The sequence below is a fragment of the Prauserella cavernicola genome (assembly GCF_016595675.1).
GTDB lineage: Bacteria > Actinomycetota > Actinomycetes > Mycobacteriales > Pseudonocardiaceae > Prauserella_A > Prauserella_A cavernicola.
Genome location: NZ_JAENJH010000014.1, coordinates 1 through 23,923, shown reverse-complemented (window position 1 = coordinate 23,923; position 23,923 = coordinate 1). Strand labels below are relative to the sequence as shown.

Here is a 23,923-nt window from a genome sequence, read left to right as displayed (position 1 = left end):
GTGGTCAGCCGAGTGCCTCAACGGGCTTCGGCGGGAAGGCTCGTCACTTGCGACGATCATGCGGTGGGCGGGCGCACACCCGGGACCGGCACTGTGTCGGGCGGTGTGCCGACCTCTGAACACAGTGTCGAAGGGTCGGCAGTGTCGCTGTCCAGACCCCGAGCCTGCTCGGCTACGCCGTGAGCACCGGCGCGATCGCAGCGCGTTCCTCGGCGCTGAGGTCGTCGTCGTAGTACGCCACGATGCCGGTCCTCACCGCGTGGGCGGCCCGGGCTCCGTCTTTCACCTCGATGGCCTGGAGGACCTGCCCCGCGTAATGGTCGGCCACCCGGATCCGCTCGGCACGATCCTGGGGCGCTGACTCGAGTCGCTGGTCGACGAGTTCGCCGATCACCCCGGCGAGGACTGCACCGGTGATCTCGATCAGCTGATTGCCGGAGGCGCGCCGGATCGTCGCCTGGTACGCCTCGATGATGCGGCCCGCCTCGGAACCTGGCTGGGCGATGCCGAGGATCGCTGTGCGCGCCGTCCGCATGTCGGCGAGATCCTGGTCGGTGCGGTTGTGCGCGGCGAGCAGGCAACCGGTGGACTCGAGGGAGAGCCGGAACTGCAGGAGCTCGACCCGTGAGGTCGAGCCGGTCCGCGCCAGCCGGCCGAGTGACTTGCGAAGGACCACGGGGGAGTAGCCGAGTACCTGGGGGCCTCGCGGATCCCCGGCACCCGAGGACAGCACGCCGGTGGCCTGGAGAACGCGCATCGCTTCGCGCACCGTGGGGCGGCTGACCCCGAACTGCTCCATCAGCCGCCGCTCGCTCGGCAGGCGGTCGCCCACCTGGAACTTGCGCTCATCGATCGCCTGCTCGATCTGCGCGACGATCGACTCGTAGGCGCTGCGCTTGGTGACCTCGGAGAACTCCACGACCCTGTCCTCCATGCTCACATGCTTCCCCGGCGGCGACGGCGCCGTTGGACCCAGGGTGGCGGCGTGACCGAGCTGCGATTTTACCAGTCGGCTCCTGGTCCCGGTGACTAGTCGAGGCGCTCGGGCAGCACTCCGGGCGGTCCTTCCGGCAGGTCGAACACGATCCGTGCCAGGTCGCCGGTGAAGGGGAACGGGCCCTGGTAGCGGGTGCTCACCGGTGACCCGGCGTCCTTGCCGACGTCGAGCCCTTCGAAACCGAGGAAGTCGGGCAGCACCGCCGGGAACGGCAGCTCGTCGCGGACCGCGCCGTCGATCAGCAGCTGGCCGACCCCCTCGCGCGGTCCGGTCCGCCGGAAACGGAACCCCAGCTCACTGGGCCCGGCCGGCACCGGCCGGTCGGAACGCAGCTCGTATCGGGTGCCGACGTGGTTGTACTCGTACAGGAGGTGACCCGACTGGAGGTACAGGACGTAGCCGCTGCTCACCCCGCCGAGCGCGACCAGCACACCGTCATCGGTGACCTCCCGGTGCCGGACGACAGCGGTGATGTCGTGGCTGACGTCCATCGTCGGCGGGGCGACCATGACCGGGACGTGGCTCATCCCGGCGTGGTAGACGAACCGACGGCGCATCCGCGGTGAGCCCGCGTGCGGAACCTTGGCGCGCACGGCGAAGCGTTGGTCGTCGAGCGGTAGGACCTCGTACCGCTCGGCCTGCTGCCAGAACACCCGCTCCAGCTCCGCGACGCGTTCGGGATGCCGGCCCGCCAGGTCGTGGAGCTCGGTGGGATCGGCGGCGGTGTCATAGAGCTCCCAGACGTCGTCCTCGTACGGCGCCCCGCGCGTGTGGCGGGCGACGGCCTTCCAGCCCTCGTGCCAGATCGCCCGGTGGCCGAACATCTCGAAGTGCTGGGTGCGGCGCTCGCCCGGGGCGTCCGCGCGACGCAGCACGCCGGCCATGTCGGCACCGTGGACGGGCATCTGATCCACTCCGCCCAGTGTCGTGGGCACCGGGACGCCGACGAACCCCAGCACGGTCGGCAGGACGTCCACGACGTGCTGGAACTGATGCCGCACTCCGCCGCGGTCGAACCCGCCGTCGGGCCAGTGCACGATGAGCGGCGTCCGTACACCGCCCTCGTGGGTGTACTGCTTGTACCACTTGAACGGGGTGTTGCTGACCTGTGCCCAGCCCCAGGGATAGTTGGTCTGCGACAGTGCGGTCCCGATCGTCGGGATGCGCCGGATGTTCTCCTCGACGTCCTCCGGGATCCCGTTCTGGAAGGCGGTCGTGTTCAGGCAGCCGTGAGCGCCGCCCTCGGGGCTGGCGCCGTTGTCGGACAGCAGGACGAGGACGGTGTTGTCGAGCCTTCCGAGCTCACGCAGGTGCTCGATGAAGCGACCGAGCTGGTGATCGGTGTGCTCGACCATCGCCGCGTAGGCCTCCTGCAGCGCGCAGGCGAGCCGACGCTCGTCGTCGCCGAGCTCGTCCCACGGCCGGACACCCTCGTTGCGCGGGGCCGCTTCGGTGCCCTCGGGCAGCAGGCCGAGCTCGATCTGGCGGCGGAGCCGGCGGGCCCGCTCGGCATCCCAGCCCTCGTCGAAGCGGCCGCGCTGCGCCTCCAGGAACTCCTGTGGTGCCTGGTGGGGAGCGTGCGCGGCCCCGAAAGCCAGGTGCAGGTAGAACGGCTTCTCGGGAGTGATCGACGTCTGGTCGGTGACGAAGGTGATCGCGTTGTCCACGATGTCGGCGGACAGGTGATAGCCCTCGGCCGGTGTCCGAGGCTGGTCGACGTGAGTGTTGTCCCTGGTCAGTTCCGGGTAGAAGCTGTCGGTCTCCGCGTCGATGAAGCCGTAGTAGCGCTCGAAACCGCGCCCGAGCGGCCACTGGTCGAAGGGGCCTGCCGCGGAGGTCTGCTCACCTGGCGTGAGGTGCCACTTGCCGGCGCACATCGTGCTGAAGCCCGCGGGCCGCAGCATCTCGGCGAGGGTGGCGGCCGATGTGGAGACACGGCCGCGGCCGCTGGGAAAGCCTGTATCCAAGTTGGACAGCATCCGCATGCCGACGCTGTGGTGGTGGCGTCCGGTGAGCAGCGATGCGCGGGTCGGCGAGCACAGCGGGGTGGTGTGGAAGTTCGTGAAGCGCACGCCGTTCGCGGCGAGCCCGTCCATCACGGGGGTCCGGAGCGCGGAACCGAAGCAGCCCAGGTCCGAGTAGCCCACGTCGTCGAGAACCACGAACACGACGTTCGGCGTGCCCTCGGGCAGCGCTTTCGGCGCCGGCCAGTCCGGGCGAGAGTCGTAATGGGTCCGCCCGATGACCCCGGCGAATGACGGTTCCAGTCGGCTGGCGTTCATCGCCCACCTCTCCACATCGACGCTTCTCGACGTCCGGCGCACGAGCCCCCGACGGGGTCTGGCTATCCGCATCGGTCGGCAGTTTTTTCTGTACAGCCCGGACGGTGTGGGCTAGCTTACGGGGCAGCTGGTAAGACCAGTAACCAGGATGACGCACGACACATCCGCCCCCCACGAGGTCCGACCGACGCAGTCCCAGCGAAGGAGCCGCGCTATGAACCGAGCGCCTGCGCGCCCCACGTCTGCGCGGGGACGCCGCGCCCCCGGGTCGATCAGGGGAAAACGGCGGCGGAACATCGTCCTTCTCGTGCTCACGCTCATGCTGCCGTTGGCGGGATGCGCCGTGGGTCCCGCACCGTCGGCGTCCGCGCCCGGCGAGGTGACGATCGCGCTGAGCCGGGCGCCCGCGCACCTCGACTACACCCGCGACGCCGGCGCCTCGATCGCTCAGGCGTTGCTCTACAACGTCTACGAGACGCTCGTGAAGGTCGACGACGAGGGTCGTATCCAACCGTTGCTCGCCGAGTCCTGGACGGTGAGCGCGGACCGGACCGCGTACACCTTCGAACTCCGGGACGGTGTTCGGTTCTCGGACGGGCGGCCCATGACCGCCGACGACGTGAAGTTCAGCTTCGACCGGTTGCCGGAGTGGACCAACGGTGTCGCCAAGAACCTGTCCGGAATCACGGCGACCGAGGTCGTGGCACCCGATGTCGTGCGCATCCGGATCGCTGAGCCGGACAACGCTCTGCTCACCACCCTGGCGACGCGGCCGGGCACGATCTACCCCGAGAACGACGTGGACCGGCTGACCACGCGGACCAACGGCACCGGCCCCTACGTCGTGGAGAGCTACGATCCCGGCGCCACCATGCGGCTGGTCGCCAACGACGACTACTGGGGCGGCCCGCCGCCGCTGCGCCGGATCACATTGGACTACTACACCGACCCCACGGCGCAGACGAACGCACTGATGACCGGTGGGGCGGACGCGGCGCTGGGTGTCGACGCCCCTCAGTTGCTGCCCCAGTTCGACGACACACCCGCCTTCCGGGTCACCACGGGGACGACGAACGGCGAGATGGTCCTGTCGATGAACAACCGAACCGCGCCCTTCGACGACAAGCGGGTCCGGCAGGCGGTGATCCACGCGATCGACGCGAACGGCGTGCGGGCCGTCGCGGCCGAAGGGCGCGGGACCATGATCTCGTCGATGGTACCGCCGACCGACCCCTGGTACGAGGATCGGCCCGAGCCGTACCCCTACGATCCGGAACGAGCCCGCCAGCTGCTCGCGGAGGCCGGGACGCCGCATCCCACCATTTCGTTCAAGGTGCCGAATCTGCCGCAGTACGTTCGAACCGGGCAGACCGTCCAGTCCTATCTGGAGGCTGCCGGCTTCCGGGTGGACATGCGAATCCTGGAGTTCCCCGCGGTGTGGCTCGGTGAGGTGCTGACCTCACACGACTATCAACTGGCCGTGATCATTCACGCCGAGCCACAGGACATTCGGCAGTTCTCGAACCCGAACTACTACTTCGGCTACCAGAATGCACAGGCCGACGCCGTACTGGCGGAGGCGCGCTCCGGGCCGCCGGAGGACTACGCCGCGGGCATGAGGCGGTACGCGCGGATCATCGCCGACGACGCGGCCGCGGGCTTTCTCTACCTGACCGACTGGATCGACATTCTCTCGGACCGGGTGACGGGAGTGCCGACCAATGCGTCGTCGGAGTCCATCGACCTCACCCGACTTTCCCGTACCGACGGCGGGAGCTGACATGATCCTCTCCATCGGACGCCGCATCGGCGTCTTCCTGCTCACCGTGTTCGTCGCGTCCCTGATCATTTTCCTGTTGCTGTCCGTGGTCCCGGGTGATCCCGCCCAGGTCGCCCTCGGTGTCACGGCTACTCCCGAGGCGCTCGCCGCGCAGCGGGCGGCGATGGGACTGGACCAGTCCTTGCTCGTGCAGTACCTGGACTGGATCGGTGGCTTGCTGGCCGGTGACTTCGGGACGTCGCCGGTGACGAACGCCCCCATCGGGGCAGAGCTGCTCAGCAGGCTCGGGATCACGACCGTGCTGGTCCTGTGTGGAATGGCGGTGGCGCTCATCATCGCCGTACCGCTCGGTGTGGTGGCGGCTGTGCGGCGCAAGCGGCCGGACGGGGTCCTGCTCAGCGCGCTCAGCCAGGTCGGCATCGCGGTTCCCGCGTTCCTCGCGGGACTGCTGCTCATCACCGTGTTCGCGGTGCAGTTGCGCTGGCTCCCGGCGGGTGGCTGGGCACGACCGGACGAGGGTCTCGGATCCACGCTGGCGCACCTGTTGCTGCCGGTGGTGGCCCTCGGGTTCGTGCAGGCCGCGGTGATCTCGCGCTATGTGCGGTCCTCGGTGCTCGACGTCATGCAGGAGGACTACCTCCGCACGGCCCGCGGCAAGGGATTCACCGCGCCCGAGGCCCTGGTCCGTCACGGTCTTCGCAACGCGGCCATCCCGGTGCTCACCATCTCCGGGGTGCAGCTGGGTCACATGCTGATCGGCGCCGTCGTCGTCGAGAAAGTCTTCGTGATCAACGGACTCGGTTCCATGTTGCTCGAGAAGGCAGCCAACCGGGACATGCTGGCCGTGCAGGGGATCGTCATGGTCGTCGTCACCGCCGTGCTCCTGATCAACCTGGTCGTCGACGTGCTCTACACAGTCGTCGACCCTCGACTCAGAGAGGCCTCGTCATGACTGGAAGCGCACCCCCGCACGCACGTGCTGAGGAGCGTCGGCCCGCGGTGTCGTCCGAATCCGGCGCGACCGGCCGCCGACGGCGCTCGTGGCGCGGCGGCAGCGGCAATCTGGTGACGGGCGGGACGATCGTCGTACTGGTGGTCCTGCTCGCGCTGGTGTCGCTGGTGTGGACTCCGTACGACCCCATCCCGGTGAACCCGGCCGGGCGGTTGCTCGGAATGACCTCCGCGCACCCGCTCGGCACCGACCTGTACGGGCGGGACGTGGTGAGCCTGCTGATGTACGGCGCGCGGATCAGCCTCCTCGTGGGTGTCGCGGCCGTTGTCATCGCCATGGTGATCGGTGTGCCCGTCGGGGTGCTGGCCGGCATGCGGGGCGGCTGGGTCGACCAGGTCCTCATGCGAGCGACCGACGTCGCGCTCGCCTTTCCCGCGCTGTTGCTGACGATCGTGTTCGGCGCGGTGTGGGGCGCGGGCACGACGACCGCGGTGATCGCGCTGGGGATCAGCGCCGCGCCCTCGTTCGCCCGCGTGTCCCGCAGCGGCACTCTTCAGATCATGTCCCGCGAGTACGTGGTCGCAGCCCGTGCGGCGAACCGTGGTCCATTCTGGATCGCCACCCGGCACGTGCTGCCCAATATCGCCGGCCTCGTGATCGTCCAGTCGTCGGTGGCGTTCGGGATCGCTGTGCTGGCCGAGGCGGCGCTGTCCTATCTCGGGTTCGGCACCACGCCGCCCACACCGTCCTGGGGCCGGATGCTGCAGGAAGGCCAGAGTTACCTCTTCGACCACCCCATGCTCGTGCTGTGGCCGGGCATCGCGATCGCGCTGACCGTGCTCGGCCTGAACCTGCTGGGCGACGGATTGCGTGACCGCCTTGACCCGCGAGCGGGGGGAGCCCGATGACCGCCACACCGACAGCGCCCCCGCCGCAGGCGGCCGCGCCCACCGTGCGGATCCGTGATCTGCGCATCGACGCGGCCACCGGCACCCTCGTCCATGGAATCGACCTCGACATCGCCCCGGGGGAGCGCGTCGGGCTCATCGGCGAGTCGGGCAGTGGCAAGTCGATCAGCTCCTACGCGCTTCTCGGGCTGCTGGACGAGCAGCTGAGCGCCCGGGGCGATGTGCGCATCGCGGGTGTCGACGGGAACGTGCTCGACTGCTCGGACTCCACGTTGAGCGCGGCGCGCGGGCGGATCGCGTCCATCGTCTTCCAGGAGCCGATGACCGCCCTGAACCCGCTGATGCGGATCGAGGCGCAGATCGCCGAGACCATGCTGAGGCACCGGACCGTTCCGGACCGGCGGTCGGCGAGGAGGGCGGTGCTCGAGTTGCTGGCGCAGGTCAAGGTCCCGGACCCCGACCGCGTGGCACGCGCCTTCCCTCACCAGCTCTCCGGCGGGCAGCGGCAGCGCGTCGTGATCGCCATGGCGCTGGCCAACGATCCCGCCCTCTTGATCTGCGACGAGCCCACCACCGCGCTCGATGTCACCGTGCAGGCCCAGGTACTGGACATCATCTCCGACCTGGTCCGAGACCGGGACACTGCGTTGCTGTTCATCAGTCACGACCTGGCCGTCGTGTCGTCGGTGGCGGACCGGGTCGCCGTCATGCGGCACGGCCACATCGTCGAGCACGGCGCCACCGAGACGGTCTTCGCCGCTCCGCAGCATTCCTACACCAAGGCGCTGCTCGCGGCGTCCGACCTGAATGCGGCCGACGGTCGCGGCCGGTTGGTCACGGTGGACTCCGCGCCGGACTCCGAGCCTGGCTCTGCGCCCGGTGGGTCCGAGGAACGCCCCTCGGCGGGGCAGCGTCCCGTTGTGGCCGCCTCACCGCACCTCGTGCTCGATCCGGGGGAGGGCGGGTCGCCATCCGCTCAGGTCTTCAACCCCGCGCCGTCCGACACGGTGCCGTTGATCAGGGCGCGGGGCCTGAGCCGCGTGTACCCCGGGTCGCGCGGCGGGCACCGCGGGGAGGGCGTGCATGGGCTGCGGGCGGTCTCGTTCGACGTCGTCGAAGGGCAGAAGCTGGGGATCGTCGGCGAGTCCGGATCCGGCAAGTCGACGCTGTTGCGGATCGTGGCCGCGCTGGACAAGGCGACCGCGGGCGGGATCGAGGTGGGCGGCACCGACCTGGGCCGTGCCTCACGGGCCGAGCTGCGCCGGCTCCGCGAGGACGTCGCGGTGGTCTTTCAGGACCCGATGAGCTCGCTCGACCCGCGGATGAAGGTGTCGGCCATCGTGTCCGAGCCGCTGCGCGGGGTCGGGCGGGCGGAAGCGGCCGAGCGGACGCGCGAGGTGCTCGCGGCCGTCGGGCTCGACGACGATGCGCTGACCCGTTTCCCGCACCAGTTCTCCGGCGGGCAGCGCCAGCGCATCTCCATCGCGCGTGCGCTGATCACGCGGCCGCGGATCCTCATCGCGGACGAGCCGGTCTCCGCGCTCGACGTGTCGGTGCGGGCCCAGGTGCTCAACCTCATCGCGGATCTGTCGGACCAGTACGACCTGACGCTGCTGTTCATCTCCCACGATCTGGGCGTGGTGAGGCACGTCTGCGATGCGCTGCTGGTCATGTCGTCCGGCGAGATCGTGGAGTCCAGGGGGACCGCGGACCTCTATGCGGCGCCCCGGCACCGGTTCACCGCCGACCTCGTGTCGGCCACGCCCACACTGAAGTACGCCCGCACCACCGTTGTGACAGGAGAGGATCGTTGACCTCGATCACCGGGACCGAACTCGTCGATCTGTCCGCGGCGCAGCTGCGCGCCGGCTATGCCGAGCGCCGCTTCTCACCGGTCGAGGTGCTCGACGCGGTACTGCGGCGCGTCGAACAGCACGAACCGGATCTGAACGCCTTCTCCCACCGGGAGACGGACACCGCGCGGCGGCAGGCGATCGCGAGTGCGCGGCGCTGGGCCGCCGGTGAGCCGCTCGGGGAGCTCGACGGCGTGCCGTTGACGCTCAAGGAGAACATCGCCACGGTGGGCGCTCCCCTCACCTCGGGTACGGCGGCCTATGAGGATGCGCCGCCGCAGACCGTGGCCGGTCCGACGGCACTGACCACCGACGCGGCCAACGCCGTGAGGCTCGGCAAGACGGTCATGCCGGACTACGGGATGCTCTCGTCCGGGGTGTCGAGCCTGCACGGCATCAGCCGCAGCCCGTGGAATCCGGGCTGGACCGTCGGTGGTTCCAGCGGAGGCGCCGCCGCGGCCGCGGCGGCGCGGTTCGGCCCCATCCACGTGGGCAGCGACATCGGTGGCTCGATCCGGCTGCCGGCCGGCTGGCTGGGCCTGGCTTCGCTCAAGCCGACCTTCGGCATCGTTCCGGTCGACCCGCCCTACCTCGGGAGAGTGGTCGGCCCGCTGGCCCGGACCGTGGACGACGTCGCCACGGCGATGCAGGTGCTGGCCCGGCCGGATCCACTCGACCGCGACCACACGAGGGTTCCGCTCGGGGCCGACGCCTGGCACCTCGTCGCCGGCTCGCCGCTGACCGAGAAGACGGTGGCCGGGCTGCGCGTCGCGGTGCACACCGACGCGGGCGCCGGAATCCCCACCGATCCCGCCGTCGCCGCGATCGTGCGGGAGGTGGCCCGGACGTTCGAGCGGGCGGGCGCCGATGTCGAGGAGCTCCCGCCCTTCGTCACCCCGGACCTGTTGCGCCAGCTGGATCTTTTCCTGCGAATTCGGTCCTCGAGCGACCTGCGTGCGCTGTCGGCCGAGCGCCGGGCCCGGGTGCTGCCCTACATCCGAGAATGGGCGCTCGGGGGTGCCGACCGGAGCGGGGCCGAAGCGTTCGCCGCCTTCTCCGCCGTGCAGGAACTGCGGGCTGTCACCGCGGCGGCAACCCGTGCTTTCGACGTCGTACTCTCGCCGATCGCGGCGGTGGCGGCCTTTCCGGCGCACCACCACTCGCCGACGAACGACCCGATCACGGCCCTCGATCACATCGCGTTCACCGCGCCGTACAACTTCGCTGACATGCCGGCCGCGACCGTGAACGCGGGCTTTCTCGAGGACGGACGTCCCGTGGGTGTTCAGCTCGCGGGCCGCCGATTCGCCGATGTGGAGCTGCTGCGCGTCGCGCGCTGGTACGAGCAGGCCCGACCGCCGGCCGCCGTGCCCGAGTGGCCGCTCTGAGGGCGTCGTCGCATCAGCGCCGGAGCCCGGGAACCGGTCAAGGCCGGTCCTCGGGTCCGTCGAGTATCCGTTGGAGCGCCCGGCGATCCGCCGGGCGCTCGACGACGGCGTCGACGGCGTCGAGGGCATAGCCGGACAGCGCACGGTAGGTCGGTACCAGCTCCGGCGCCGCCTGCTCGAGGACAGCGACGTGCTCGCCGACGGTCCCGACGTCCCCGCGCACGAGCGGGCCGGTCGCCGCGCCGAGGCCGAGCTCGATCGAGTTCTCCAGCGCCGTCCTGAGTAGCGGCGCCAGCACCGGGGCGGGATCGGGGACCCCCGCCCGCAGGAGCGCGACCGTCGCCTGGTGGACCAGGTAGACGAGCAGGTTGCTGCCGTGCGCCAGTGCCGCGTGGTACAGAGCGCGATCCTGTTCCGCCACGGCGAGCACGCGGTCGCCGATCCCCGAGACCAGCTCGCGGGCCCGCCTGGTTCCCTCCGGCCGCCCGGTGACGGCGAACGTCGCCCTGCCCAGAGCCGCGACGTCGGTCGCGACGTCACCCACGAACGCGGACACGGGGTGCAGTGCGGCCGTCGCCAGGCCGGCCGCGGCGAGCGGAGCCAGCATCCCGGCGCCGTGGCGCCCACAGACGTGGACGGCGAACACGGTGCGCCCGGTGAGCACCGCGGCGGCCGCATCGACCGTCGCCGCCAATGCGTCGTCGGGGACGGCGAAGACCAGCGTGTCCGACGACGAGACGAGCGCCGCCAGGTCCGGAGCCGCGACGGCGCCGAGCGAGTCCGCGGCCGATCGGGCCGATCCGGCGTCGACGTCCCACGTCCGGCTGATGGTCCGGCCCGCGGCGGCGAAGGCGGTGCCGAGTGCCCGGCCCACCCGTCCCGTCCCGATGAGGCCGATCGGCCGGACGTCACTGGTCACCGGGCTGTGGTCTCGATCGGGCATGCGGACCTCGCAGTCGGTCGCTCGTCGCCCGGCGACCGGGCGGGGCGAGCAGCGAAAACGGAGCTCCCCGCCAAGCAACCGCGCTTGGGAGCGCAACTGTATCCAATCGTCGTAACCGCGTCTATGAATGCCCAGGCGCAGGTGTGGTGGCGGTGGCCGTCAGGCGTCTGTGGAGCCAGCGAATTGCTTGACGTGGTCTCTGTCCTGGCTATACATTCCGCGCTCATGGCGAGCATCACACCGTTGTGGTGCGGAGACGGGAGATGTTATGTCTGCTACCTGGTCTGACCAAAAGAAGGTCGGTCACGTAGGCGAGACCACGTTGCTCGAGGTGGCTGGGGTTGCCATGGCTTACGGCGAGTCCGCCGAGCCGGTGCTCCGCGACGTCGATTTCAGTCTCACCAAGGGAGAGCGGTGCATGCTCCTCGGCCCGTCGGGCTGCGGGAAGTCCACGCTCCTGCGGGCCGTGGGTGGCTTTCATGCCCCCGCGGCCGGGCACATCAGCCTCGGTGGCGTCGAGGTGGTCAGACCTGGACCGGATCGCGCGTTCGTGTTCCAGGAGTTCGATCAGCTCCTGCCGTGGAAACGAGTCCTGGCCAACGTCGCCTATCCACTGACGATCAACGGCCACCGAAAGGCCGACGCGAGCGAGCGGGCCCGGTCCTACCTGTCGATGATGGGGCTCGACGCGGCGACCGAGAAGTTCCCGCACCAGCTCTCGGGCGGGATGAAGCAGCGCGTGGCCATCGCGAGGGCGATGGCCCTCGAGCCCAAGGTCCTGCTGATGGACGAGCCGTTCGGCGCGCTCGACGCGCAGACCCGCAGCCGGCTCCAGGAGCAGTTCCGGGAGGTCACGTCCGCTCTGGGCACGACGGTCATCTTCGTGACCCACAGCATCCACGAGGCCGCCTTTCTCGGCGACACCGTGATCGTGCTCGGGGGAAAGCCGGCACGGGTCATCGGCCGGGTGCCGATCGAGCGCGTCGACGGGCGCAACGAGAACCAGCAGCAGGTCGAGGCGCGGCTTCAGGAGCTGTTGACCGACGCCCACGAGGACGGTGGGAGCACGCCATGACACAGGCCACGATCAGCCGGCGCGGCGGTGGGCACACCCGGCCGCGGCGAAGCGGCGCCCGCAAGGGCTTCTGGGCAGCGCTGCCCACTCCCGCGAGGCTCGGTATCCTGACCGTCGTCGCCATCGCGGCCTGGCAGCTCTACGTCTCCCTCTCCGGTGTCGACGCGCTGCTGTTCGTCGGCCCCGTCGATGTCGCCGAGCACCTCGTGGCGGGACTGGCCGACGGGACCCTCACGCAAGCCACACTTACCACCCTGCGCATCCTCGGGCTCAGCTTCGTCATCGGTGCGTTCGTCGCGGTCGCGCTGACGATGTGGGCGATGTGGACGCAGTTCGGGTCCGATGTGCTCACACTCCTCGGCGCCACTCTCAGCCCGATTCCGGGGCTGGCGATCCTCCCTCTGGCGATGCTGTGGTTCGGCATCTCGACGACCTCGCTCGTCGTCGTGCTGCTCAACGCCATCGTCTGGCCGATCGCCTACAACCTGCGCACCGGTATCGAGACGATCAGCCCCACCATTCGAGCCGTCAGCCGCAACATCGGCCTGCGCGGGGTACGGGAGGCCGTGGCGGTGCTGCTTCCCGGCTCGCTGCCCTACATCCTGGCGGGCCTGCGGTCAGCCTGGGCGTTCGGCTGGCGCACCATCGTGGGCGCCGAGCTGATCTTCGGCGCCTCCGGCCAGGGTGGCGGCATCGGCTACTACCTCAACCAGCAGCGCTTCTTCCTCGAGGTCGCGAACCTCTTCGCGGGCCTGGTCCTCATCGCGGTCGTCGGGGTCCTTCTCGAGTGGCTCTTCGCCGTTGTCGAGCGCGTCACCGTCCGCCGCTGGGGAATGCAGGCCTCGGCGTAGTCGCCGGGCACGACGAAACGGAGAACAACGATGTCCATCCTTCCTCGTCGGCGACGGTCCAGGGGCCGGCGCCCGCTCGCAATGCTCGGTGCCGTGCTCGCGAGCCTGGCCCTGCTCTCCGGCTGCGCGGACAGCGGCGGCGCCAGCGGTCCGTCGACCGTGAAGATCGGATACCAGCAGTCGGTTCTGTACGTCCCGCTTCTCGTCATGAAGGAGAAAGGCTGGCTGTCCGAGCAAGTTCCCGAGGTCGATCTGCAGTGGACACAGCTGGCGAGCGGTGCCGCGCTGCGTGATGCCATGGTCACGGGAGACCTCCAGATCGGGATGATCGGCATCGGTGCCTTCAACGTCGGGCTCTCCAAGGGCCTGGACTGGAAGTACATGATGTCGAACGCGGACCTCGACGCGGCCGTGATGGTGTCGGACCCCGGCATCAAGACATTCGAGGACCTCGCCAGGAGCAAACCCCGGATCAGCACGATCGCGCCGGACTCGCCGCAGGCGTTCATGCTCAAGATCGCGGCTCGGCAGTATCTCGGCGACCCCAATGCCTTGGACGAGTCACTGGTGACCCTGGACGCGCCGAGCGCGGTGCAGGCGCTGCAGGCCGGTCAGATCGACGCCGACACGGCCACCTCGCCCAGCCGCTACCTGGAGGAGGGCGCGGGCGCGCACGCGGTGCTGACGTCGAACGACGTGTTCGCGGGTGGCCTGCTGGGTGTCGGCCCCGTCGCGCGGGAGGGCTTCAAGGAGGACAACCAGGCCTTCTCCGAGGCGTTCGTGCGTCAGCTCGGCCGGGCGGTTCGCTGGGTACAGGACAACCCGGAGCAGGCGCTGGATCTGGTGAGCGCCGAGCTGTTCGGTCCGAACTCGAACCGGGACCTGCTGCTCAAGTCGGTCAAGAACATCAACTGGACCGTCGAGCCGAAGAACGTGCTCGACTACAGCACGAAATCGGCGGAACTCGGTGTCACCGACAGGGCCGCCTCGTCCGAGGACGACATGATCTTCGCCGATCTCGTGGAGATCGCGAAGAATTCCTTCGACAGCCCCGCCCAGGAGGACTCGAAATGACGCACGCGAACGGATGCGGCTCGTCGGCGGGGGCCCGGCGACCCAACGTCGTCCTGGTGCTCCTGGACGACATGGGCTTCGGAGCGTCGAGCGCGTTCGGCGGGCCCTGCCGGATGCCCTGTGCCGAGACGTTGGCGTCGAACGGGCTGGCCTACAACCAGTTCCACTCGACGGCGCTCTGCTCGCCGACCCGCCAGGCGCTGCTGACGGGCCGGAATCACCACGCGGTCAACATGGGCACGATCACCGACCGCGCCGTGTCCGTGCCCGGGTACTCCTCGGTCCGTCCGGACGGGGCGACGCCGCTGGCTCAGCTGATGCGGCGGGGCGGCTACCGCACGGCGGCCTTCGGCAAGTGGCACCAGACCCCGGACTGGGAGACGAACCCGCTCACCGGGCCGTTCGACCGATGGCCCACCGGTGAGGGTTTCGACGAGTTCTACGGATTCTGCGCCGCGGACACCGACCAGTTCCAGCCGACGCTGATCCACGGGACGCGGCCGGTCGATCCCCCGGCGCGTCCCGACTATCACCTCAGTGAGGACCTGGTCGACCGAGCGGTGGAGTGGATGTCGCCGGAGCGCGACGATCCCGCGTTCGTCTATCTCTCCTTCGGGGCCACCCACGCACCGCATCAGGTGCCCGACTCGTGGCTGCACCGCTACCGTGGCGAGTTCGACGACGGCTGGGACGTGGCCCGTGAGCGCACTTTCGAGCGGCAGAAGGCGGCCGGAGTCATCCCGGCGAGCGCCCAGCTGACCCCGCGACCCGCTGACATCCCGGCCTGGAGCAGTCTGTCGCCCGACGAGCGGCGACTGTCAGCCAGGTTCATGGAGGTCTATGCGGCCTTCGCCGAGCACACCGACGCTCAGGTGGGCAGGCTCGTCGAGCATCTGCGTACCACCGGTCAGCTGGAGAACACGCTGATCTTCTACATCCTCGGCGACAACGGTGCCGCGTTCGCCGGCGGCGTGGACGGAGCCGTGAACGAGAACGCCGCTCTCAACGGCGAGCGCCCGACCCCCGCCGAGATGCTGCCGCGGATCGACACACTCGGCACCCGCTACGCCTACAACGACTACCCGGTCGGCTGGGCACACGCCATGAACACGCCGTTCCAGTGGACGAAGATGGTCGCGTCCCACCTGGGCGGGACCAGGCAGGGGCTGGTCGTGCACTGGCCTCGCGGCATCGAGGCGGCAGGCCAGCTGCGGACCCAGTGGCACCACGTCGTCGACGTCGCGCCGACGCTGGCCGAGATCCTCGACCTGCCGGCAGGCGACCAGGAGTTCGACGGATTCAGCATGGCGCGCACGCTCGAGCGCGACGGCGACGACGACCACCCGCCGCAGTACTTCGAGATGCACGGCAACCGGGCTGTGTGGTCGGACGGTTGGTGGGCCTGCGCCAAACACGCGACCCCCTGGAAGGCGCGCCTTGGCTCGGGCGGGAACTTCGACGCCGACGTGTGGGAGCTCTACGCGCCGGGGGACTGGAGCCAGTGCGACGACGTGGCCGGGCAGCATCCGGAGAAGCTCGCCGAGCTACGCGAACTGTTCGACGACCAGGCGAAGCGGAACAACGTCTACCCGCTCGACGACCGTCATCTGGAACGGTTTCTCCCCGAGCTCGCCGGGCGCCCCGACGACCTGCTGAGCGCAGGCTCCGTACAGCTTCCCGCCACCGCGTGGGGCCTCGGTGAGGGTGCGGCGCCCAACGTGAAGAACCGGTCGTTCCGGCTCACGGTCGAGATCGAGGGAGGCGGCACACCCGAGTCGACCGGCGACGGGGTCCTGGTCGCCCAGGGTGGCCGATTCGGCGGCTGGGTGCTCTATGTCGAGGATGGCTTCGTGACCTACTGCCACAACTACCTCGGCCTCGACCGGACCTTCGTGCGGTCCGCGTCGAGGCTCAGTGGCGCGCGCCAGCTCGTCGAACTCGATGTCGGCTACTCCGGTGAGGGATACGGCGGGCCCGCCGACGTGGCGATCCGGATCGACGGGAGCACATCGGCGGAAGGCCACCTGGCGCGGACCGTGCCGTTCCTCTACTCACTGTCCGACGGCATGGACGTCGGCGGCGACCACGGGACGCCAGTCGTCGACACCTACCGGCGGCCCTACGGCGAATTCAGCGGCACGATCCTGTCGGTGCGGTTCGACCTGGGGGACGGGCACGCGCCGCCTCCTGCGGCGGTCGAGGCCGTCGAGGCCGTGGAGTAGCGGGGACGAGCGCTGCGGTCCTTCGCGATCACTCAGCGGGCGGAGCCGCGTCCTCGCGGCTGCGCAGCTGGGTGATCGTCGCCTCGATGTGGGCCCTGGCGAGCCGCTCGGCGGCGGGGCCGTCGCCGGCGTCGATCGCGTCGACCACGGCGCGGTGCTCACCGATGGCCCGCCGGGCGGCGTCGGGGCCGACCAGTGCGACCGGTGCGAAAACCTGAGCGGTGAGCCGTATGATCGCGCTCTGTTTGACGAGGAACTCGTTCTCGGACAAGTGCAGCACGTGTTCGTGAAAGTCCACATTAGACTGTGTGTACTCCCGCGGCTCCCACGGATCGAGAGTGCCGAGCTGGGCCTCGATGGCGCGGCCGAGCAGGCGGCCACTGGCGGGGTCGTTGCGCTCGGCCACGAGCCTGGCGGCCAAACCGTCGATCACGGCCCGCAGCTCATAGGCCTTGAGCAGGGTCGGGAGGTCGCCGGTGATCACCCGCGCGCCCTGGCTCGGGTGTACCTGGATCAGCCCTTCGCGGTCGAGGATGCGCAGAGCCTCTCGCAGCGGGGTCCGGCTGACGCCGAGCTCGGCCGAGAGCTGCTCCTGCCGCAGCCAGGAGCCGGTCGCGTAGCGCTGGGTGTAGATGCGCTCCCGGATGACCGCGGCGAGCTCCTCGACGAGGGGCACGCTCGTCGCCGGTGAGGCCTGTGTGCGTTCGGAGGACATCGCCCGCCTTCATCTTTGGATACAGTCGATTCAACTGGGTCGGTGGCCGCGCTGGCGCCAGGTCGATGCCACGTCGTGCTTGCGTCCCATCCAGAATAATTCCTGCTAGGGCAAGTTCACAACAATCGTGGCTTGACCAGCTCGCGCGGGAATGTGCACTCTAGTGTCGCGGAAGCTGGTCCGACCAGAAGCGCCGATCATGACCACCAGCACTCGCGACGATACCGTCCGGAGGAAAGTTGATGAGCTCGAGAACGAGTCTCGTACCGCCCGGCCTGCCCGCCGGGCTGCCGATCGGTCCCGGCTGGGTGACCGACGTCGAGACCGAGCCGGTGGTGTTCCCCTACGACGGCACCGTCGTGGGCGCGGGGCCAGTCGGCACCACCGTCCATGCGGAAGCGGCCGTGGAGGCCGGGCTCGCCGCGGTCAGGCCGGCCGGGAAGCTGAGCTCTGCGGTTCGCCGGGCCGTCCTGCTCGACGTCGAGGCGGAGCTGGCCGCCCACCGCGACGAGATGGTCGACCTGCTGGTCGGTGAGACCGGCAAGACCAGGGCGGACTGCGCCGTCGAGTTCGCGCGAACCGTGTTCACCTGGTCGGCGACAGCCGAGGAGGTGGCGCACCTGCACGGCGAGACCGTGCCACTGGACCTCCAGGAGGCCGGAGCGGGCATGATCGGCTTCTGGCAGCGCAAGCCGATCGGCCTGGTGATCGGCATCGCCGGGTTCAACGCCCCGCTGCTGCTCGCCAGCCACAAGATCGCGCCCGCGATCGCGGCGGGCTGCCCCGTGATCTGCAAGCCCGCCCCCGCAACGCCGTTGAGCACCCTGTGGCTCGCCGACATCGTGCGCCGCGCCGCGGTACGGCACGGGGCGCCGAGCGAGATGGTGCAGGTCGTCACCGGAGCCCCCGAGGTCGGTGCCCGCCTGACCACCGACCCTCGGATCGGCGCGGTCTCGTTCACCGGGTCGGCAGGGGTCGGCCACGCCATCGCCAGGGACGCGGCGCCCCGCAAGGTGCTGCTGGAGCTCGGTTCCAATGCCGCACTGGTGGTCGACGTGGACGCCGATCTCGACAAGGCGGCGGATGCCGTGCTGCGAGGCGGCTTCTACTTCAACGGCCAGGCCTGCATCGCGGTACAGCGCGTCATCGTGTGCGCGCCCGTCCTCGACGAGTTCGTGGCCAGGCTGAGCGGCCGGATAGGGGAGCTCACGGTCGGCGATCCGCGCGATCCCGGCACCCGGGTCGCGCCGTTGATCAACGGTGCCGCGACCGAGCGGGTGCTCCGGTGGGTGGCCGAGGCCGAGTCCGGCGGTGCCAAGGTCCTGCACGGCGGCAGGGTCGTCGACCGCACGATCGAGCCGACGATCCTGCTCGACGTGCCTGAGGACGCGAACGCGTGGTGCGAGGAGATCTTCGCGCCGGTCGTCGCGATCCGCTCCGCTCCCGATCTCCGCAGTGCCCTCGACGCGGTGAACCGCTCGCGGTACGGACTGCACGCGAGCGTGTTCACGCGCTCACTGGCGACCGCCTTCGCCGCGATCGAGGACCTGGAGGTGGGCGGTGTCGTGATCAACGAGGTTCCCGGATTTCGCTCCGACATCATGCCCTACGGCGGTGTGAAGGACTCGGGAATCGGCCGCGAGGGCCCCAGGTTCGCGATCGAGGAACTGACTGTCACCCGGATGGCCATCATCCGACCGGAATGAGGAACGACATGACCGAGAACCCCTACCGCACCCTGTTCCGGCTCGACGGGAAGCGAGCCGTCCTGATCGGGGCGGGCGGCATCGGCCGTGAGGTCGCGCTCGCTCTCGCCGCGCACGGCGCGTTCGTCGTCTGCGCCGACAAGGACCCCGAGGTCGCCAAACAGACCGCGGCCGCCGTGTCCGGTGAGGCGGTCAGCCTGGACGTGACCGACGGAGCCGCCGTGCGCGACGCGGCCCGCAGCCTCGGCGACGTGGACATCCTGGTCCTCACCGCGGCGACGAACGTCCGCAAGCGGATGCTCGACTACACCGAGGAGGAGTTCGACCGCGTCACCGGCCTCAACCTCAAGGCCACGTTCACGGTGCTGCAGTCCTTCGGCCGCGCGATGGTCGAGCGCGGTTCGGGAAGCATCGTCGTCTTCTCCTCGGTCCGCGGTTTCGTGGTGGAGCCCGGCCAGTCGGTGTACGCGGCGACCAAGGCCGGCGCGATCCAACTGGTCAAGACCGCCGCCGTGGAGTTCGGCGAGGCCGGTGTCCGCGTCAACGCCGTCGCGCCCGGCGTGGTGGAAACCCCGCTGACCAACCAGATCAAGGCCAACAAGGAGTGGTACGACGCCTACGCCACCAAGGGGGCGCTCGGCCGCTGGTCCCAGCCCTCGGAGCTGACCGGCGCCGTCGTGTTCCTCGCGTCGGAGGCCGCCAGCTTCGTCACCGGCTCGACCGTCGCGGTCGACGGGGGCTGGACCGCCGTCGACGGCCGCTTCACCCCGCCGACCTGATCCGACCCACACCTGACGATGAGAGAGGACAGGCATGAGCAAGATCGCGATCCTGGGCACCGGTGCGATGGGCTCGGTCTACGCCGGCCTGCTGGCCGACGCCGGCAACGAGGTCTGGGCGGTCGACACCTGGGCGGAGCACATCGAGGCGATCCGCCGTAACGGTCTCCGAGTGGAGGGCGCCAGCGGTGACCGTGTCGCCCACCCGCACGCGACCACCGACGTGTCCGACATCGGCGACTGCGAACTGGTCGTCATCGCCACGAAGGCGCGCGACGTCGTCGAGGCCGCGGCCTCGGCGAAGCACCTCGTCGGTGACAACACCACCGTGCTGACCATTCAGAACGGACTCGGCAGCGCCGAGCGCATCGCCGGGGTGCTCGGACGCACGGGCGTGGCCGTCGGAATCGTCGGCGGGTTCGGCGCGTCCATCCCCGAACCCGGCCACGTACGGCACGAGGGCTGGGAGATGCTGCACATGGGCGAGCTGGACGGCCCGGTGAGCCCGACGCTCGCCGGGATCGCGTCGGTCTGGTCAGACGCCGGCTTCCGGGTGTCGACCTACGACGACATCGAGCTGATGGTCTGGGAGAAGTTCATCTGCAATGTGTGCTTCTCCGGCACCTGCGCCGTCACCGGGCTGACGATCGGCGAGGTGATCGCCGACGAGCAGGCCTGGAAGATCGCCTCCGGTTGTGCCACCGAGGCGTGGAACGCCGCCCGCGCCCAGGGAATCGGGCTGACGATGGACGATCCCGTCGAATACGTGCGGACCTTCGGTTCGGCCATTCCCGACGCCCGCCCGTCCATGCTGCTCGACGTCCTGGCCGGCCGACCCACGGAGATCGACGTCATCAACGGCGCGGTTCCCGAGCAGGCTGAGCGCGCCGGGCTCCGGGCTCCCTACAACGAGGTCGTCGCGGCGCTGGTCCGCCGCCTGGACGCCCGCCTGCCGAGATCGGCCTGACCATGAGGAGCATGACCATGTCCCCATCCGCCACACCACATTCGCTCGCCGGCCTACGCGTCATCGACGCGGCCTCGCTGGCCGCCGGACCACTCGTCGCGACCTGGCTCGGCGAGCTCGGCGCCGAGGTGATCAAGATCGAGCAGCCGGAGGGCGGTGACGCCGTCCGGCAATGGGGGACGCAGAAGGACGGCGTCGGGCTCATGTGGAAGAGCTTGGGGCGCAACAAGAAGTCGGTCACACTGAACCTGCGCACCGAACGCGGTCGCGACATCCTGCGCGAGCTCGCCGGGGGCGCCGACGTCCTGATCATGAACCTGCGACCGTCCACGATGGAGCGCTGGGGCATCGACTACGCGTCGCTGTCGGCTGCCAACGAGCGACTGGTCATGGTGCACATCACCGGTTTCGGTGCCGGGGGCCCCAAGTCCGACCGCCCCGGTTTCGGCACCCTCGGCGAGGCGATGAGCGGGTTCGCGCACATGACGGGGCAGCCCGACGGCCCGCCCACGCTGCCGTCGTTCATGCTCGGCGACGGGGTGGCCGCGCTGAACGCCACCTACGCCGTGCTGGCCGCGCTGTATCACCGCGACGTCCACGACGGGTCCGGCCAGCTCATCGACGTCAATCTCATCGAGCCGCTCGCGCGCCTGCTCGAGCAGCCCGTCCTCACCTACGACCAGCTCGGCACGATCCCGGCCCGAAGCGGGAACCGGTGGGACATCTCGGCTCCGCGCAACACCTACCGCACCAAGGACGACCGCTGGCTGGCGATGTCGGGCAGCGCTCCGTCCATCGCCATGCGCGCACTGCGGGCCGTGGGGCGGGAGGACCTCACCACCGACCCACGGTTCGCCGAGGCGCAGCAGCGACTCCGCAACGCCGCCGAGATCGACAAGGTGATCGCGGACTGGGTCGCCGAGCGCACGCTCGACGACGCCATGTCGGTGTTCGAAGAGGCCGGCGTCGCGGCCGCACCCGTCTACGACGCGGAGCAGCTTCTGGCCGATCCGCAGCTGCGGGCCCGCAACGTCTACCGGCGGATGGCCGACCCCGAACTGGGGGAGATGACCGTGCAGGGGCCGGTCCCGATGCTCTCCGCGACCCCGGGCCGCGTCGACCACCTCGGCCCAGAGCTGGGCGCGCACACCGATGAAGTGCTGGGTCAGCTGCTCGACCTGACCGCCGAGGATCTGACGTCGCTGCGGACCGAAGGAGTGATCTGACATGGCATCCACGCCCAGGCCTCGCCGTTCGGAGCTGGCCACCCCCGCGTCGAACGACGGGATGTTCGCCAAGGCCGCGGCCTCGGACGCCGACCTGGTCTTCCTCGACCTGGAGGACGCCTGCGCGCCCGCGGAGCGCGAAAGTGCCCGGGGCAAGGCCGCCGACGCGCTGCGCGACCTCGACTGGGGCCGCACCCTGCGCGCCATCAGAATGAACGCGATCGACACCCGCTGGGCCTACGGCGACGTCATCGAGACGGTGACCCGCGCCCGTGAGGCTCTCGACGTGATCATCGTCCCCAAGGTGCGCCGTGCCCGCGATGTCTGGTGGGTCGACACTCTGCTCACCCAGCTCGAGGACACCCTCGGTCTGCGGAAGCGGATCGCGCTGGAGGTGCTGATCGAGGAGACCGAGGGACTCGAGAACGTCGGGGAGATCGTCCGGTCGTCCGACCGCCTCGAGGCCGTCATCTTCGGGGCGGGGGACTTCTCGGCCTCCCAGGGAGCCCGGGTGAACACCAACTTCGACCCGGTCGTCGACTACCCGGGGGACATGTGGCACTACGCCCGTGCCCGGGTCATCGTCGCCGCGCGCTCGGCGGGGATCGCCGCGATCGACGCCCCGTTCCCGAACTTCCGTGATCCGGACGCCTACCGCGTCGCGTGCGAGCGGGCGGCGGCCATGGGCTACGTCGGGAAGTGGGCGATCCACCCGAGCCAGGTCGAGCTGGCGAACACCGCTTTCGCGCCCACGACAGCGGAGATCGAGCACGCGCGACGGGTCGTCGCCGCGTATCGCGAGGCGGAGGCGGCAGGCAAGGGAGCCACCAGCGTGGACGGCATGCTCGTCGATGCCGCCCACCTGCGCCACGCCGAGACCGTCTCGACGATGGCGCGGTTGCTGGAGAACACCGCGAGCTGAGTGCGGTGCGGCGGCAACGATGCCGATCGCCGGGCCCGAGGTGGCTGATCGTCAGCTCTCCGCGTTCCCGCGGTGCGCGGGAACGCGGAGCCGCGGACTAGGCGGAGGGGAGCCGTCCTCCGCATTCCCGGACGAGTTCGGCCATGATCTCCCGGTCCTCGGCGTCGACATGGTCGGCGTAGTAGGCGTAGAGGGTCTCGCGGGCCAACCGGGAAGCCCGCGGCCCGTCTTGATCGCAGATGGCGTCGAACACCGCGCGATGGTGCTGGATGGTCTGCAGCATGTGGGCGGTCTGGTCGGAGGCGTCGCGCACCGCCGCCTGGATCAGCGACACGATCGCCTCGCGGGTGACGCCGCCGTACAGCTGGACCAGCTGGTTGCCGCCGATGTCGGCGATGAGCTCGTGGAACTCCATGTCGGCCCGGCCGAACGCCTCGTAACCGCGCGGCATGGCCTGCCGCATCCGCGCCATGTTGCGCTCGAGCGCGACGATCTGCTCCGGGGTGCGGCGACTGGCCGCGAGCAGGTTGGCTGAGGCGTCGGCGATCATGCGGAACTGGACGAGCTCCGCGAGGGAGAAGACCTTCGCCGCGGCCAGCATCGAGATGCCCCGGCGCACCGGACCGACGGAGACAGGCAAGATGAGCGGACCGCGGTGGTCTCGTGGCTGAGAGCGGACGAGTTCCATGTTCTCGAGGACACGGAGCGCCTCGCGCACGGAGGTGCGCCCGATCGAGAACTTCTCCACCAGCTCGCGTTCGCTCGGAAGGCGGTCACCCGGCCGCAGCTCGCCACTCGCGACGGCGTTCTGCACGTAGTCGACGACGCGCTGAAACACTCGTTCGTTCGGGGTGGATCCCGCCTCTGACACCTGGCTCCCCTCGTCCGTCGCCCGTTGCGGCGGATCGTCCTTCGCACGATACCTGCCGCTCGGGACTACGGATTCCCGCCAGTCACCACGCGGTCATAGGCTGAGATCGTGCGGCTGACGGTGCGGGAGGTCCTGGAGCTCCCCGAGGTATCGCGGGGCAGGCCCCGGGTGCGGGCGGGATCGGACGCGCTCGATGGCGAGGTCCGGTGGGTGCACGTGAGCGAGCTGGCCGACGTCGCGGGCACGCTCAGCGGTGGTGAGCTCGTGCTCTCGATCGGAGTGGTGCTGGCCGAACCGGACACCGATTTTCGCGCCTACGTCGCGTCGCTGCACGCGAGCGGCGCCGCCGCGCTGCTCGTCGAGCTCGGCCGGCATGTGTCGGAGCTGCCGGAAGGACTGGTGCAGGCCGCTC

The 23,923-nt window shown here is 69.9% G+C and carries 20 protein-coding genes; 15 read left to right on the top strand and 5 right to left on the bottom strand.

What is annotated here, in order from left to right:
* Positions 1-172: 172 nt before the first annotated feature.
* Both JHE00_RS35725 and JHE00_RS32840 read right to left on the bottom strand, forming a co-directional pair.
* Complete coding sequence (locus tag JHE00_RS35725) at positions 173-934, bottom strand: FadR/GntR family transcriptional regulator (RefSeq protein WP_200325803.1); 762 nt, start codon at positions 932-934, stop codon at positions 173-175.
* Positions 935-1,029: 95 nt separating this feature from the next.
* Positions 1,030-3,279, bottom strand: coding sequence for a sulfatase family protein (locus JHE00_RS32840; protein WP_200325801.1), 2,250 nt, complete (start codon positions 3,277-3,279; stop codon positions 1,030-1,032).
* 307 nt (positions 3,280-3,586) lie between these two features.
* Between JHE00_RS32840 and JHE00_RS32835 the strand changes: the two genes are divergently transcribed.
* From JHE00_RS32835 to JHE00_RS32815, 5 genes are read left to right on the top strand one after another with little or no spacing between them, the layout of a single operon-like run.
* A complete protein-coding gene (locus JHE00_RS32835; protein ID WP_200325799.1) occupies positions 3,587-5,059 on the top strand; it encodes an ABC transporter substrate-binding protein in 1,473 nt (490 codons plus the stop codon).
* Position 5,060: 1 nt separating this feature from the next.
* A complete protein-coding gene (locus JHE00_RS32830) occupies positions 5,061-6,011 on the top strand; it encodes an ABC transporter permease (protein WP_200325797.1) in 951 nt (316 codons plus the stop codon).
* Positions 6,012-6,058: 47 nt separating this feature from the next.
* A complete protein-coding gene (locus JHE00_RS32825; protein ID WP_372440526.1) occupies positions 6,059-6,919 on the top strand; it encodes an ABC transporter permease in 861 nt (286 codons plus the stop codon).
* Entirely contained in the window at positions 6,916-8,733 is a 1,818-nt protein-coding gene (locus JHE00_RS32820) for a dipeptide ABC transporter ATP-binding protein (protein WP_200325793.1), read from the top strand. Before JHE00_RS32825 ends, JHE00_RS32820 begins: the two co-directional genes overlap by 4 nt.
* Entirely contained in the window at positions 8,730-10,160 is a 1,431-nt protein-coding gene (locus JHE00_RS32815) for an amidase (RefSeq protein ID WP_230425442.1), read from the top strand. The genes JHE00_RS32820 and JHE00_RS32815 overlap by 4 nt, the downstream gene beginning before the upstream one ends.
* A 37-nt stretch (positions 10,161-10,197) precedes the next feature.
* Here the strand turns inward: JHE00_RS32815 and JHE00_RS32810 are convergent, their stop codons facing one another.
* Positions 10,198-11,103 carry a Rossmann-like and DUF2520 domain-containing protein gene (locus JHE00_RS32810; RefSeq protein WP_200325791.1) on the bottom strand — a complete coding sequence of 302 codons (906 nt, stop codon included), beginning with the start codon at positions 11,101-11,103 and terminating at the stop codon, positions 10,198-10,200.
* Positions 11,104-11,449: 346 nt separating this feature from the next.
* On the opposite strand from JHE00_RS32810, the gene JHE00_RS32805 reads away from it, so the two are divergent.
* The 4 genes from JHE00_RS32805 to JHE00_RS32790 all read left to right on the top strand — a co-directional run bounded on the left by JHE00_RS32805 (position 11,450) and on the right by JHE00_RS32790 (position 16,325).
* Positions 11,450-12,178, top strand: coding sequence for an ABC transporter ATP-binding protein (locus JHE00_RS32805; RefSeq protein ID WP_200325788.1), 729 nt, complete (start codon positions 11,450-11,452; stop codon positions 12,176-12,178).
* Positions 12,175-13,029: an ABC transporter permease gene (locus tag JHE00_RS32800; RefSeq protein WP_200325786.1), complete on the top strand. Its 855-nt coding sequence runs from the start codon at positions 12,175-12,177 to the stop codon at positions 13,027-13,029. Before JHE00_RS32805 ends, JHE00_RS32800 begins: the two co-directional genes overlap by 4 nt.
* Positions 13,030-13,122: 93 nt before the next feature.
* Positions 13,123-14,103 (top strand): ABC transporter substrate-binding protein, encoded by a 981-nt coding sequence (locus tag JHE00_RS32795; protein ID WP_200325784.1) that lies wholly within the window; start codon positions 13,123-13,125, stop codon positions 14,101-14,103.
* Positions 14,100-16,325: an arylsulfatase gene (locus JHE00_RS32790; protein ID WP_200325782.1), complete on the top strand. Its 2,226-nt coding sequence runs from the start codon at positions 14,100-14,102 to the stop codon at positions 16,323-16,325. Before JHE00_RS32795 ends, JHE00_RS32790 begins: the two co-directional genes overlap by 4 nt.
* 28 nt (positions 16,326-16,353) lie before the next feature.
* Here JHE00_RS32790 and JHE00_RS32785 read toward each other — a convergent pair whose 3' ends face one another.
* On the bottom strand, positions 16,354-17,040 hold the full coding sequence (locus JHE00_RS32785) for a GntR family transcriptional regulator (protein ID WP_200325780.1): 687 nt from the start codon (positions 17,038-17,040) through the stop codon (positions 16,354-16,356).
* Positions 17,041-17,282: 242 nt separating this feature from the next.
* Between JHE00_RS32785 and JHE00_RS32780 the strand changes: the two genes are divergently transcribed.
* From JHE00_RS32780 to JHE00_RS32760, 5 genes are read left to right on the top strand one after another with little or no spacing between them, the layout of a single operon-like run.
* On the top strand, positions 17,283-18,746 hold the full coding sequence (locus JHE00_RS32780) for an aldehyde dehydrogenase family protein (protein ID WP_200325778.1): 1,464 nt from the start codon (positions 17,283-17,285) through the stop codon (positions 18,744-18,746).
* An 8-nt stretch (positions 18,747-18,754) separates the two neighbouring features.
* Positions 18,755-19,525, top strand: coding sequence for an SDR family NAD(P)-dependent oxidoreductase (locus JHE00_RS32775; protein ID WP_372440525.1), 771 nt, complete (start codon positions 18,755-18,757; stop codon positions 19,523-19,525).
* A 34-nt stretch (positions 19,526-19,559) separates the two neighbouring features.
* Positions 19,560-20,492, top strand: a complete 933-nt coding sequence (locus tag JHE00_RS32770) for a ketopantoate reductase family protein (RefSeq protein WP_200325774.1) — start codon at positions 19,560-19,562, stop codon at positions 20,490-20,492.
* A 17-nt stretch (positions 20,493-20,509) separates the two neighbouring features.
* Entirely contained in the window at positions 20,510-21,718 is a 1,209-nt protein-coding gene (locus tag JHE00_RS32765; RefSeq protein WP_230425441.1) for a CaiB/BaiF CoA transferase family protein, read from the top strand.
* 1 nt (position 21,719) lies between these two features.
* Positions 21,720-22,640, top strand: a complete 921-nt coding sequence (locus JHE00_RS32760) for an HpcH/HpaI aldolase/citrate lyase family protein (RefSeq protein ID WP_200325770.1) — start codon at positions 21,720-21,722, stop codon at positions 22,638-22,640.
* 97 nt (positions 22,641-22,737) lie between these two features.
* Here the strand turns inward: JHE00_RS32760 and JHE00_RS32755 are convergent, their stop codons facing one another.
* Entirely contained in the window at positions 22,738-23,478 is a 741-nt protein-coding gene (locus JHE00_RS32755; protein WP_307832215.1) for a FadR/GntR family transcriptional regulator, read from the bottom strand.
* A gap of 141 nt (positions 23,479-23,619) precedes the next feature.
* On the opposite strand from JHE00_RS32755, the gene JHE00_RS32750 reads away from it, so the two are divergent.
* Positions 23,620-23,923, top strand: a 304-nt coding sequence (locus JHE00_RS32750) for a PucR family transcriptional regulator ligand-binding domain-containing protein (RefSeq protein WP_200325766.1), incomplete at its 3' end; no start/stop codon positions are given.